This is a genomic window from Pilimelia terevasa (assembly GCF_014647915.1).
Classification (GTDB): Bacteria; Actinomycetota; Actinomycetes; order Mycobacteriales; family Micromonosporaceae; genus Pilimelia; species Pilimelia terevasa.
This window is the reverse complement of record NZ_BMQC01000012.1, coordinates 85,677-97,583: the sequence shown is the minus strand read 5'-3', so window position 1 is coordinate 97,583 and position 11,907 is coordinate 85,677. Positions and strand designations below refer to the sequence as shown.

Below are 11,907 nucleotides of genomic sequence, written 5' to 3'. Positions count from 1 at the left end.
CGGAATCATGTAACGCCGCACCGGATCCGCATAAAACGCCTCCGTCGACATCACCTCAAACGGCACCATCGTATTCACCATCTGCGGCGGCACCAACATCGACATCGTCGCCATCTGCGCCTGGTCGGCGGCAAGGTCGTCGTAGAAGCGGTCGTCGAGCAGGTCGCCCATGACCTTGCGGAGCTGGGCGAGGTTCTTCACGCAGTTCACCCGCTGCCACTGCGCGGACTCCCACTGCTCCCGGGTGACGTCGCGCCAGCCGGGAAAGCGTGTCCAGTCCGGCTCCGCCAGCGGGCGGCGGCGGTAGTAGTACGGCTGGCCCAGGGTGCTGTGCCCATCAGCCTTGGTGATTGCGGTCATCATTGCAGGGTACCGAAAATCTTCCGGCGGTGATAGCGCGAGGCCGCAAAATCTGCTGTCGCACGTGGTTTTGGTGAGGAAATCGTCACCGCGCGTGGCCAGAGTTGCCTCGCGGGTCACGTGCAGCCGGGAACCGCCGGACGGTTGGAGCGCGCCGTCGGCGCGGGCAGACTGTGGCGTTATGAGCGAGCCTTCGACGCTGTACCGCAACGCTGTCGTCCACTGCGCCGTCCCGTCCGCGAGCGCCGTGGTGGTCGCCGACGGGGTGTTCTCGTGGGTGGGGGAGGTGGCTGACGCGCCGCGGGCGCAGCGGGTGGTGGATCTGGCGGGGGCGTGGCTGGCGCCGGCGTTCGTGGATGCCCACGTGCATGCGACGGACACGGGTCTGGTGTTGTCGGGGCTGGACCTGTCGGGGGTGGACGGGGCGGGGGCGTTGCTGGCGGCGGTGGCGGCGTTTGCGCGGGGGTTGCCGGCGGGGGCGACGGTGCTGGGGCACGGGTGGGACGAGTCGGGGTGGCCGGTGGGGGCGCGGGTGCCGCCGTCGGCCGGGGAGTTGGACCGGGTGTCGGGCGGTCGCCGGGTGTACCTGTCGCAGGCGTCGGTTCATGCGGCGTTGGTGTCCTCGGCGCTGTTGGCGGAGGTGCCGGCGTCGGCGGGTGGTTGGTCGTCGTCGGGGTTGCTGTCGCGGGAGGCCCATCACGTGGCGCGGCGGGCGGCGTTCGCGGGGTTGTCGGCGGGGGACCGGTCGCGGGCGCAGCGGGTGATGTTGGGGCGGGCGGCGGCGTCGGGGGTGGCGGCGGTGCACGAGTGCGCGGGGCCGGAGATTTCGTCGGAGGCGGATCTGTTGGGGGTGCTGGCGTTGTCGGGGGACGGATTGCCGGAGGTGTACGGCTACTGGGGGGAGTTGGGCGGGGCGGTGCGGGCGCGGGAGTTGGGGGCGGTGGGTGCGGCGGGTGACCTGTTCGCGGACGGGGCGTTGGGTTCGCGGACGGCGTGGGTGTCGCAGCCGTACACCTCGGGCGGGTGTGGGCACGGGTATGTGACGGCGGCGCAGGTGGGTGCGCATCTGGTGGAGTGTGCGGGGGTGGGGGTGCAGGGCGGCTTCCACGCGATCGGGGACGCGGCGGTGCGGGAGGTGTTGGCGGGTTTCCGGTGGGCGGCGGACCGGCTGGGGGTGGCGCGGGTGCGGGCGGGTGGTCACCGGATGGAGCATCTGGAGGTGCTGGACCGGGAGTTGGTGGCGGCGCTGGTGGAGTTCGGGGTGACGGCGTCGGTGCAGCCGGTGTTCGACGCGTGGTGGGGCGGGTCGGCGGGGATGTACGCGGAGCGGTTGGGGGTGGCGCGGGCGTTGGCGACGAATCCGCTGGGGTCGCTGCACGCGGTGGGGGTGGGGCTGGCTTTCGGTTCGGATGCGCCGGTGACTCCGGTGGATCCGTGGGGTGCGGTGGCGGCGGCGGTGGGGCATCACGTGCCGGCGCAGCGGCTGGGGGTGCGGGCGGCGTTCGCGGCGCACACGCGTGGGGGGTGGCGGGCGTTGGGTCCGGTGGCCGGTCCGGCGGCGCGGGCGGTGCGGGAGCGGGAGGGGACGGTGGCTCCGGGCGCTCCGGCGACGTTCGCGGTGTGGGAGGTGCCGGGCGGCTGGGCGGACGGTCTGCCGCGGGTGGGGGCGGGGGTGCCGGCGCCGGTGTGTACGCGGACGGTGCTGCGGGGCCGGGAGATCTACAGCGTGTAGTCGAGGTCGAGGTGGTGGGTGCCGTCGGGGTCGATGCGGATGTCGCCGGTGCCGGTGATGCCGGTGAGGTCGCCGGTGCCGCTGGCGGGGACGATGACGAGTTGGGCGGCGTGGCGGGTGTCGGCTCCGGTGGTGGTGGCGGTGTGGGCGAGGTTGAGGGTGCCGGTGCGGCCGTCGATGCTGCCGGTGAACGTTTCGAGGGCGACGTAGGTGCCGACGCCGGTGGTGTTGTCGTAGGCGTAGCTGAACTGGGTGTGGGCGGTGCCGGTGATGGCGCCGTCGAGGGTTTTGCGCATGTGGGCGTGGCCGACGTCGACGCCGGTGGTGATGCCGCTGGCGTAGGGCTGGGGGGTCCAGTCGGAGACGGTGAACGTGCCGGTGGTCTGCATGGTGTCGATGGTAGGGGGCCGGGTGTTCCGGGTGCGGTTGGCGGAGGTGGCGGAGGTGCCGCGGCTGCGGGCGGTGGACGTGGCGGCGGGGCGGTTGTTCCGGGCGGTGGGGATGGCGGAGGTGGCGGCTCATCCGCCGCCGTCGGGGCGGGTGTTGGCGGAGTATGTGGGGCGGGCGGCGGTGTGGGTGGCGGTGCCGCCGGGTGGGCGTCCGGCGGGTTTCGTGTTGACGGACGTGGTGGACGGCCTAGTGCATGTGGCGCAGTTGTCGGTGCATCCGGCGTTCGGGCGGCGGGGTGCGGGCCGGCTGCTGCTGGACCGGGTGGTGGCGGAGGCGGCAGCGGCGGGGGTGTCGGCGGTGACGTTGACGACGTTCCGGGACGTGCCGTGGAACGGTCCGTTCTATGCGGGGCAGGGGTTCGTGGAGTGGCCGCGGGAGTGTTGGGGCGCGGGGTTGCGGGAGCTGTGGCGGTGCGAGGAGCGTGAGGGGTTGACGGCGTGGCCGCGGTTGGTGATGCGGCGGGTGCTGGTGTCGTCACTCGACGGTGTGGGCGTGCGGGGGTGATGTGGGCGTGTCCCGGTTGACGCTGGGTCGGTGGGGTCGCGTACCGTCTGGTGGTCCTCACAACGGGAAGCGGCTGTTGTTCGCTTCGTCCCTCCGCCGGCTGGCCACGTGGCGGGTCTTCGGGCCTCGACCATTCCCAGGTCCAGCGGGCGGGGGTCGGCGGGGCGGCGCGGACCGGCCGTGTCCTGCCGGTGTGCCGGTGCCTGATCGCGGGTGCCGGCGGGGGCAGGCGGGTCGCGCGGCCAGTAGACAACGGCGCGGCGGGTGCACCCAGCGCTCGTCGGGTCGGTCCGAAGGTCGTGGCGGCGGTGACTGCCTACACCGGTCTTGGGGAGGATCTGGGAGCGCGGGGCGTGGTCGCGGTGGCGACCACGCCCCCATCGTCGTGTGGGGGGTGTCTGGCCGGTGCCCCGGTGGCGTGCGGTGACGGTGCGGGTGTGGCGGCCGGTGGTGGCGGCGGTGGCGGGGCTGCTGCTGCTGGTGTCGTTCCCGCCGTACGGCTGGTCGTGGCTGGCGCCGGTGGCGGTGGCGCTGCTGACGGTGGCAGTGTCCGGAGCGCGGGTGCGGTCCGGGGCGGTGCTGGGCCTGGTGACGGGGTGGGTGTTCTTCGCGCCGGTGCTGGCGTGGTCGAACCTGCACACGGGACTGCTGCCGTGGCTGCTGCTGGCAGCGCTGCAGGCGCTGTACGTGGCGGCGCTGGGCGGGGCGCTGGCGTGGGTGGCGCCGTGGGGCGCGCGCGCCTGGTGGTGGCCGGCGGTGACGACGTCGCTGCTGTGGGTGGCGCAGGAGGCGGCGCGGGACCGGACGCCGTTCGGCGGTTTCCCGTGGGCGCGGCTGGCGTTCGGGCAGGACGGGTCGCCGCTGCTGCGGCTGGCGGCGCTGGGCGGGGCGCCGCTGGTGACGGCGGGGGTGGCGTTGGCCGGGGGGCTGCTGGCGGTGCTGCTGGCCGAGGCGGTGCGGGCGTGGCCGCGGATCCGGGCCGCCGCCGACCGGCGGGCGGCGTGGTGGGCGTGGTGGGCGTGGTGCCGGTCCGCGCGCTGCTGGGTGCCGGCGGCGGCCGGGGTGGCGCTGGGCGTGGCCGCGGCGGCGGTCCCGGCGGCCCGGCCGGCGGGGGCGCCGGTGACGGTGGCGCTGGTCCAGGGCAACGTGCCCCGGCTCGGGCTGGACTTCAACGCGCAGCGGCGGGCGGTCCTGGACAACCACGTGGCGGGTACCCGCAGGCTGGCGGCGGAGGTCGCGGCGGGGCGGGCGGCCCGGCCGGCGCTGGTGGTGTGGCCGGAGAACTCCTCGGACATCGACCCGCTGCGCAGCCCGGACGCGGCGGTGCAGATCTCGGCGGCCGCGGCGGCGGTGGGCGCGCCGATCCTGGTCGGGGCGGTGCTGCGGGGGCCGGGGCGGGGGCAGGTCCGCAACGTGGGGCTGCTGTGGTCGCCGGAGCGGGGCGCCGACACCGCCCAGTTGTACGTGAAGCGGCATCCGGTGCCGTTCGCCGAGTACGTGCCGCTGCGCCGGCTGGCGCGGGCGGTCAGCGCGGAGGTCGACCGGGTCGGTTCGGACATGGTGGCCGGGCGGGCGCCGGGGGTCATCGACACCGGCCCGCTGACCGTCGGCGACGTGATCTGTTTCGAGGTCGCCTACGACGAGGTGGTCCGGGACGCGGTCACCGGCGGCGGCCAGGTGCTGGTGGTGCAGACGAACAACGCGACGTTCGACGTCGCGGAGGCCACGCAGCAGCTGGCGATGGTGCGGCTGCGGGCGGTGGAGCACGGCCGGGACGCGCTGATGGCCTCGACGGTGGGGGTGTCGGCGTTCGTCGATGCCGACGGCACGGTGGTCGGGGCGACCGGTTTCAACACCGATGCGGTGGTGGTACATCAGGTCCGCCCAGGTGGTGGGCGTACCCTGGCAACCCGGTTGGGCTACTGGCCCGAACTGGTGTTGGTGGCGTGGGCGGCGGTGATGGCCGTCGGCGCCGTGGTGGTGCGTCGGCGGCAGCCGGCGGCCGGTCGCAGAGACGGAGCGCGAGGGTGAGCGAGGGGTACCCGGCAGTGGGTCGAGTCCTGGTCGTGATTCCGACCTACAACGAGGTCGACAACGTCCGGCAGATCACCGGGCGGGTCCGCGCGGCGGCGCCCGACGTCGACATCCTGATCGCCGACGACAACAGCCCCGACGGCACGGGCGCGGTCGCCGACGAACTGGCGGCCGCCGACAAGCAGGTGCACGTGCTGCACCGCACCGACAAGCAGGGCCTCGGCGCCGCGTACATCGCCGGGTTCCGGTGGGCCAGGGAGCACGACTACGACGCCGTGGTGGAGATGGACGCCGACGGCTCCCACGCGCCGGAGGAGCTGCCCAAGCTCCTGGCCGCGGCGGCCGACGCCGACGTCGTGGTCGGGTCCCGCTGGGTGCGCGGCGGCCAGGTGGTGGACTGGCCGATGCACCGGCTGGTCCTGTCCCGGGGCGCGAACTTCTACACCCGGATGATGCTGGGGATGCCCCTGCACGACGCCACCGCCGGCTACCGCCTCTACCGGATGGCGGTCCTGGACAAGATCGACCTCTCGGCGGTGGAGTCGCAGGGCTACTGCTTCCAGGTCGACCTGTCGTGGCGGGCGTTCCGGGCCGGGTTCCGGTTCGCGGAGGTGCCGATCCGGTTCGTGGAGCGCGAGCGCGGCGTGTCGAAGATGAGCTCGTCGATCATCGGCGAGGCGATGTGGAAGGTCGCCGTGTGGGGTACGTCGTCGCGGCTGGCCCGGCTGCGCGGCGACAAGCGCCGGTAGCGGGGGTGTGAGCGTGCGGCGGCTGGTGTCGGCGGTCGCTGTGGCCGGGCTGGTGCTGGCCGTCGCCGAGTTCGCGGTGTTCGTGGCGGCGGCGCACCGGTTCGGGTTCTGGCCGCCGGTGGCGGTGTCGCTGCTGACCTCGTGGTGCGGGCTGTGGCTGGCCCGCCGGGAGGGTGCGCGGGCGTGGCGTCGGCTGCGCGCGGAGCTGGCGGCGGGCCGCCCGCCGGGGCTGCCGGCGGTGGCGGGGGCGGCGGCGCTCGCCGGTGCGGTGTTGATCGCGTTGCCGGGGCTGCTGGGCGACGTGCTGGGGCTGGTGTTGTGGTCGCCGCCGGTGCGGCGGCTGGTGGCGGCGGTGGTGGCGGCCCGGCCGGGGGCACTGGTGGGCTGGTTCGGTGCGCGGCGGGTCCGGTCGCGGGTGGGCCGGGAGCGCGGCGGGCCGCCGCCGGGCGGTGACGCCCGACCGCGGCCCGGTGCCGTGGTGGAGGGGGAGATCCTGGACCGGTGAGGGTCAGACGCCGCCGCGGCGGGCGCGGACCTCGTCGAGCCGTTCGGCGAGGATGTCCTCCAGTTCGGCGATGGACCGCCGCTCCAGGAGCATGTCCCAGTGGGTGCGGGGCGGCTTGACCTTCTTCTGTTCGGGTTCGCTGCCGTCGACCAGGCGGGCGACGGAGCCGTCGAACTTGCACTCCCAGGTGATGGGTACCTCGGCGTCGACGGCGAACGGGACCTCGAACTGGTGTCCCTTGGCGCACAGGTACTCGCGGGTCTGCCTCGGCGCGAGTTCGGTGTTGCGGTCGGATTCGTAGCTGACCGCGCCCAGTCGGCTGCCGCGCAGCATACGTTCACCCATGTCGGCTGTTTCCCCTCGATCGTGGTGTCCGCCGGTGCAACGGCGGTGCCGCCGCCGCGATTCCCGGCGCCGTGCCCCCGCTGGCGGGTGGCCACCGGAGGCGGCCGCACCGGTGTGCTGGTGGCCCGCGGCGGGTGGGCGGCCGGACCATCCTACGCCGTGGGGGGCGCGTCGGCCGGCGCGGAACGCCCGGGCGGTGTTCCCGGGTGGGGGCCGCCGAGGCTGGCGAGGGCGGCGGCGAGCTGGCTGACCTGGGCGGTCAGGGGGGCGAGCCGGTCCTCGGCGGCGGCGAGCGCCGCGGCGAGGTGGGCGGCCCGGTCGGTGGCGGCCGCGGCGTCGGCGGCGGCGCGCAGGTGGGCGTCGCGGGCCTGCTGGTGGTCGGCGCGGGCGGTCTGCGTGTCGGTGTGGGCGGCGGCCAGGTCGGCGCGGAGGGCGTCGATGTCGGCGCGGGCCTCGGCGAGGGCGGCGGTGGCGGCGCGGGCGTCGGCCTGGGCGTCGGCCTGGGCGGCGCGTTGCCGGCGGGCGTCCTCGGCGGCGTCGGCGGCGGCGGTGCGGGCGGCCTGGGTGTCGGTGCGGGCGGTGTGGGCCTGGGCGCGGGCGTCGTCGCGTTCGGTGTGGGCGTCGGCGAGGGCGGCGCGCAGTTCGTCGACGGTGGCGGCGTGGGCGGCGGCGAGGGTGTCGGCGGCGGCGCGCTGCTGGTGGGCGGTCTCGGCGTCGGCGAGGGCGGCGTCGCGGGCGTCGCGGGCTGCGGCGGCGCGGGTGTCGGCGGCGTGGGCGGCGCGGCGGGCGTCCTCGGCGTCGGTGGCGGCGGCGTCGCGGTCGGCGCGGGCCTGGACGGCGTCGGCGGCGTCGCGGCGGGCGGCGTCGGCGGCCTGGGCGGCGTCGGCGCGGGCGGCGTCGGCGGTGGCGTCGGCGGCGGTGCGGGCGGCGCGTTGGGTGTCGGCGTCGCGGCGGGCGTCGTCGCGTTCGGTGTGGGCGGCGGCGACGGCGTGGGCGGCTTCGGCGCGGATCTGGGCGAGTTGCCGTTCGACGCCGGTGGGGGACAGTTCCCCGTCGAGGGCGGCGGCGAGGGTGTCGGCGGCGGCTTCGAGGCGTTCGACGAGTTCGTGGGTGCGGGCGACGTGGCCGGCGAGGCCGGGGGAGGTGCGCTGCCGCAGCCGGGTGTTGCGGGTGGCGCGCTGGCAGGCGCCGTCGTTGTCGCGGCAGTACCGGAAGGGCCGGCCGGCGGCGTGGCGTTGGGGTACGGGGCGGCCGCAGTGGGCGCAGGGCCGGGTGGGGGCCGGGTCGGTGTCGGCGGCGGTGTCGTCGAGGGTGTCCATCGGTGTGGGAGTTTAGTGGGGTGTCGGCGGTGCCGGCGTGACCGTTCGCGTGGTGTTGCCGCAGCGCCCGTACCGGCTAGTATTCGCCGACGTCGATGTGGGTTGGGGTGGCTGGTGTGTGGGGTCGGTGGGGTGTCATCGCGGCCCTGGGCGCGGGTGCGCTGCCGTGGTGGGCGCCGCCGGCCGGGCCGCCGGCCCCGGAGTTCGTCTACGAGGTGACGGGCCGGGCGACGCTGCGCGACGTGCCGGGCACGGAGCTGCGCGTCGACGCCCGCGCGGGCGAGGCGTTCCGGTTGACGGCGCAGGACCTGTCCGCCCGGCCGGTGTCGGCGCTGGCGGCCGGGGACAACGTGGGCAACACGTTCGCGGTCTCGTGCGCCGGGCCGCAGTTGGGGCCGGGCGCGGAGCTGGGCGGCTACTGGGCGGCGAACCTGGTGCCGCCGGGCGAGGAGCAGGTCACGCCGGAGCTGCGGTGGCTGCTGGTGGCGCCGACCGCGGGGGCGTACCGGTGCGGGCTGAAGGTGTCGGCGTACTCCACGATCGTCGACGCGGGCCGGAAGGTGGCGATGCGGATCCCGGCCGGGGCGCGGTTGACGCGGGAGAAGGCGCCGGGCGCGGACCGGTGGACGCTGGCGGCGGCGGACCTGCGGCTGGTCGGGGCCGGCGAGTCGGTGCGGGTACTGGAGGCGGTGTACCCGGTGCGGGGCGGCGCGGGCGTGCGGGTGGTGCAGGACGCGGCCCTGAGTACGTGCAAGGCCACCTCGTCGATTCCCGGCTGTGCCGGGGGCAGCGCCGACTTCGACGGCAGCACCGTCGACACCTGGGTCGAGGTGCGGGCGCGGGCGGCCGACGGCGGGGACTGCGGGGCGCCGGCCCTGGCCCCCGAGCACCGGATCAGCACGGCCAAGCACCACCTGAGCGCCACCCACACCGCGGAAGTGCCCGGCAGCCGGTTGGCCGGCTGCGCGCGGGTCGAGGTGGCGCTGGTGGTCCGGCACCTGTCGGGCAACCCGGTCCTGGTGCACGCCGGTACCTCCGCCGGGCACGCCGCCACCCGCGGCTTCGCCTCCCGGACCCGCGCCGACACCTGACCGGCGGCCGGGGCGGGCCGGCGGCGGGTCCGGGCAGCCCCGGTGGCACCCGACCGGGCGGCCCCCGGTCGGGGCCGGCGGCGCCGCGCGCCGCTGCGGGCGCGGCCGGGTCGCCGCTTCTACGCTGGCCCGGTGGCGGATGTGGAGCGGCTGCTGGCCGCGTACGACGCGCAGTTGCGGCTGGCGGGTCAGGCGACGCTGCCGCCGGGCGTGGTGGCCCGGTGGGACGGGCCGGTGCTGCGGGTGGCGGGCCACCACCGCGGTTTCGTGTCCGGGCCCGCCGACCTGGGCGTGGCGGGCGCCGACCTGGACGCGCTGATCGCCCGGCAGCGGGACTTCTTCGCGGCCCGCGGGGAGGCCGTCGAGTGGAAGGTGTGGGGCCACGACCGGCCGGCGGACCTGCCGGCCCGGCTGCGCGCCGCGGGTTTCGTCGCCGAGGACGAGGAGACGGTACTGGTGGCGCCGACCCGGGCGGTGGCGGCGCGCCCGGCGACCCCGCCGCGGGGTGTCGTGCTGCGGGAGGTCGGCACCGACGCCGACCTGGACCGGCTGGCGCGGCTGCAGGCCCGGGTGTGGGGCGCCGACTTCGGCTGGCTGGCCGCCGAACTGCGCCAGCGCCGCGACGGCGCCGGCGAGCGCCTGCACGTCGTGGCGGCGGAGGCGGGGCCGCGGATGGTCGCGGTGGCGTGGCTGGTGATCACGCCGGGGGTGGACTTCGGGGGGCTGTGGGGCGGGGCGACGCTGCCGGGCTGGCGGGGGCGGGGCGTGTACCGGGCGCTGGTGGCGTACCGGGCGCAGGTCGCCGCGGCGGCGCGGGTGCCGTACCTGCAGGTGGACGCCTCCGCGCAGAGCCGGCCGATCCTGCGGCGGCTGGGGTTCGCGGCGCTGACGACGACCACCCCGTTCGTGTGGACCCCACCGGATGCCACCCGCCCGTGACCCACCCGCCCCGCGGGGCACCCCGACCGGCTGGTGCGGCCGGCACGGCGCCGCGCACCGCCGGCCACCGGGCGTATGGTGGGGCGCGAACGTCGGACGAGGAGGTGAGACCCATCAACGGCACTGTCAGCCCGGGTACTCCCTCGCCGTCGCGGCGCGGCCGCCGCTAGGCGGCCCGGGAGCGTCCCGCTCTCCCGGAAGGTGTCCCTTGTCGGCATCGTCTCTGCTGTCCACCGTCCACGCGCTGCGCGCCGCCGGCTGCGTCTTCGCCGAGGACGAGGCCCGCCTCCTGCACGCCGCCGCACCGCAGCCCGGGGCGCTCGCCGGGCTGCTGGCCCGCCGGGTCGCCGGCACCCCGCTGGAGCAGGTGCTGGGCTGGGCCCGGTTCTGCGGTACCCGGGTCGCCGTCCACCCGGGGGTGTTCGTCCCGCGCCGCCGGACCGGCCTGCTGGTCCGGTACGCGCGCGGGCACGCCGGGGTGCTGGTGGACCTGTGCTGCGGTACCGGTGCCGTCGGCGCCGCCGTGGTGGCCGCGCGGCGGCGGCCGGTGACCCTGCACGCCGTGGACATCGACGCCGCGGCCGTCGACTGCGCGCGCGCGAACCTGGGGCGGCGGGGCCGGGTGTACCGGGGGGACCTGTTCGCGCCGCTGCCCGCACACCTGCGCGGCCGCGTAGACGTGATCACCGCCAACGCCCCGTACGTGCCGACGGGGGCGCTGGGCACGCTGCCGGCGGAGGCCCGCGACCACGAGCCGCGCGCGGCCCTGGACGGCGGCGCCGACGGGCTGGACATCCAGCGGCGCATCGCCGCGCAGGCGGGCGCCTGGCTGGCCCCGGGCGGGCGGCTGCTGCTGGAGACCAGCGCCGGGCAGGCCGCGGCGAGCGCCGCGCTGGTGGCCGGCGGGGGACTGGCGGCCACGGTGGTGACCTGCGCGGACCTGGGCGCCACCGTGGTCGTCGGCGCCGCCTGAGCCGGGGCGGACGGCGTCCGCCGATTCCTCCGCACTCCACCCTTGACTTTGACGTTGCGTCAACTTCTACCGTGTAGTTATCGCACGAAGGGAAGGGGACGGACGTGGAGTGGTCCATCCAGCAGATCGCCCGGGAAGCGGGGACGACCAGCCGCACGCTGCGCCACTACGGGCAGATCGGCCTGCTCGCACCCGCCCGGGTGGGACGCAACGGATACCGCTACTACGACCAGACCAACCTGGTCCGCCTCCAGCGCATCCTGCTGCTGCGCGACCTCGGCCTCAACCTCGACGCGATCGCACGGATCCTCGACGCCGGCACCCCGGACACCCGCGAGGCCCTGCACGGCCACCTGCGGTGGCTCGAACAGGAACGGGACCGGATCGACCGGCAGATCGCCTCCGTGCGGACCACACTGCGCAAGACCGAGAGAGGAGAAGCACTCATGCCCGCAGAGGTGTTCGACGGATTCGACCACACCCGGTACAAGGACGAGGTCATCGCACGCTGGGGGGAGGACGCCTACCGCAGCGGCGACCGCTGGTGGCAGGGGCTGTCCGAGACGGAGAAGCAGCAGTTCCAGCAGGCCCAGCGCGACATCGGCCGCGACTACGCTGCGGCCCACGCCGCCGGCAGGCCCGCCGACGCCGCCGACGTCCAGGCCGTCACCGCCCGGCACGTCCGCTGGCTGGGCACGGCCACCCAGCAGACCCCCAGCCGCACCTACCTGGTCGGGCTCGGTGACATGTACGTCGCCGACCCGCGGTTCGCCGCCAACTACGGCGAGCCCGGCGACGGGACCGTGGAGTTCGTCCGCGACGCCATGCGCGTCTACGCCGAGCGCCACCTGACCGACTAGCCGCCGGAGCCGGCAGTCAGGCCCGGGACGCGCTGCCGGCCGCCGA

12 protein-coding genes and 1 pseudogene are annotated in these 11,907 nt (G+C 76.1%); 9 read left to right on the top strand and 4 right to left on the bottom strand.

Annotated elements, in window-relative coordinates:
* Window positions 1–360: pseudogene (locus IEY75_RS16320) on the bottom strand (lysine 2,3-aminomutase); the annotation flags it as partial.
* Window positions 361–541: 181 nt separating this feature from the next.
* Here IEY75_RS16320 and IEY75_RS16315 point away from each other — a divergent pair.
* Window positions 542–2,092, top strand: coding sequence for an amidohydrolase (locus tag IEY75_RS16315; RefSeq protein ID WP_189115221.1), 1,551 nt, complete (start codon window positions 542–544; stop codon window positions 2,090–2,092).
* On the opposite strand, the gene IEY75_RS16310 is transcribed toward IEY75_RS16315, so the two are convergent.
* Window positions 2,080–2,481, bottom strand: a complete 402-nt coding sequence (locus tag IEY75_RS16310; RefSeq protein WP_189115220.1) for a DUF3224 domain-containing protein — start codon at window positions 2,479–2,481, stop codon at window positions 2,080–2,082. The genes IEY75_RS16315 and IEY75_RS16310 overlap by 13 nt on opposite strands.
* Between IEY75_RS16310 and IEY75_RS16305 the strand changes: the two genes are divergently transcribed.
* The 4 genes from IEY75_RS16305 to IEY75_RS16290 all read left to right on the top strand — a co-directional run bounded on the left by IEY75_RS16305 (window position 2,480) and on the right by IEY75_RS16290 (window position 6,334).
* Window positions 2,480–3,046 carry a GNAT family N-acetyltransferase gene (locus IEY75_RS16305; protein ID WP_189115219.1) on the top strand — a complete coding sequence of 189 codons (567 nt, stop codon included), beginning with the start codon at window positions 2,480–2,482 and terminating at the stop codon, window positions 3,044–3,046. The genes IEY75_RS16310 and IEY75_RS16305 overlap by 2 nt on opposite strands.
* 405 nt (window positions 3,047–3,451) lie before the next feature.
* Complete coding sequence (gene lnt / locus IEY75_RS16300) at window positions 3,452–5,077, top strand: apolipoprotein N-acyltransferase (RefSeq protein ID WP_229789776.1); 1,626 nt, start codon at window positions 3,452–3,454, stop codon at window positions 5,075–5,077.
* Window positions 5,074–5,829, top strand: a complete 756-nt coding sequence (locus IEY75_RS16295) for a polyprenol monophosphomannose synthase (protein ID WP_229789775.1) — start codon at window positions 5,074–5,076, stop codon at window positions 5,827–5,829. The genes lnt and IEY75_RS16295 overlap by 4 nt, the downstream gene beginning before the upstream one ends.
* A 13-nt stretch (window positions 5,830–5,842) precedes the next feature.
* The gene (locus IEY75_RS16290) at window positions 5,843–6,334 is read left to right on the top strand and encodes an FxsA family protein (RefSeq protein WP_189115218.1); all 492 of its coding nucleotides are present in this window, start codon (window positions 5,843–5,845) and stop codon (window positions 6,332–6,334) included.
* Window positions 6,335–6,337: 3 nt separating this feature from the next.
* On the opposite strand, the gene IEY75_RS16285 is transcribed toward IEY75_RS16290, so the two are convergent.
* Together IEY75_RS16285 and IEY75_RS16280 are read right to left on the bottom strand one after the other, a co-directional pair.
* Window positions 6,338–6,679, bottom strand: a complete 342-nt coding sequence (locus IEY75_RS16285) for an RNA polymerase-binding protein RbpA (RefSeq protein ID WP_189115217.1) — start codon at window positions 6,677–6,679, stop codon at window positions 6,338–6,340.
* A gap of 152 nt (window positions 6,680–6,831) precedes the next feature.
* Complete coding sequence (locus IEY75_RS16280) at window positions 6,832–7,998, bottom strand: serine/threonine protein kinase (RefSeq protein ID WP_189115216.1); 1,167 nt, start codon at window positions 7,996–7,998, stop codon at window positions 6,832–6,834.
* A 116-nt stretch (window positions 7,999–8,114) separates the two neighbouring features.
* Between IEY75_RS16280 and IEY75_RS16275 the strand changes: the two genes are divergently transcribed.
* The 4 genes from IEY75_RS16275 (at window position 8,115) to IEY75_RS16260 (ending at window position 11,861) form a co-directional block, all read left to right on the top strand.
* A complete protein-coding gene (locus IEY75_RS16275; RefSeq protein WP_189115215.1) occupies window positions 8,115–9,089 on the top strand; it encodes a hypothetical protein in 975 nt (324 codons plus the stop codon).
* A gap of 132 nt (window positions 9,090–9,221) precedes the next feature.
* Window positions 9,222–10,028 carry a GNAT family N-acetyltransferase gene (locus IEY75_RS16270; protein ID WP_189115214.1) on the top strand — a complete coding sequence of 269 codons (807 nt, stop codon included), beginning with the start codon at window positions 9,222–9,224 and terminating at the stop codon, window positions 10,026–10,028.
* Between the two features lie 208 nt (window positions 10,029–10,236).
* Window positions 10,237–11,001, top strand: a complete 765-nt coding sequence (locus tag IEY75_RS16265) for a putative protein N(5)-glutamine methyltransferase (RefSeq protein ID WP_229789774.1) — start codon at window positions 10,237–10,239, stop codon at window positions 10,999–11,001.
* A gap of 104 nt (window positions 11,002–11,105) precedes the next feature.
* Entirely contained in the window at window positions 11,106–11,861 is a 756-nt protein-coding gene (locus IEY75_RS16260) for a MerR family transcriptional regulator (RefSeq protein WP_189115212.1), read from the top strand.
* Window positions 11,862–11,907 lie beyond the last annotated feature (46 nt).

Coding starts and splice junctions, on each gene's coding strand:
- IEY75_RS16315 (WP_189115221.1), top strand. CDS start 542: ATGAGCGAGCCTTCGACGCTGTACCGCAACGCTGTCGTCCACTGCGCC.
- IEY75_RS16305 (WP_189115219.1), top strand. CDS start 2,480: ATGGTGTCGATGGTAGGGGGCCGGGTGTTCCGGGTGCGGTTGGCGGAG.
- IEY75_RS16310 (WP_189115220.1), bottom strand. CDS start 2,481: ATGCAGACCACCGGCACGTTCACCGTCTCCGACTGGACCCCCCAGCCC.
- IEY75_RS16285 (WP_189115217.1), bottom strand. CDS start 6,679: ATGGGTGAACGTATGCTGCGCGGCAGCCGACTGGGCGCGGTCAGCTAC.
- IEY75_RS16280 (WP_189115216.1), bottom strand. CDS start 7,998: ATGGACACCCTCGACGACACCGCCGCCGACACCGACCCGGCCCCCACC.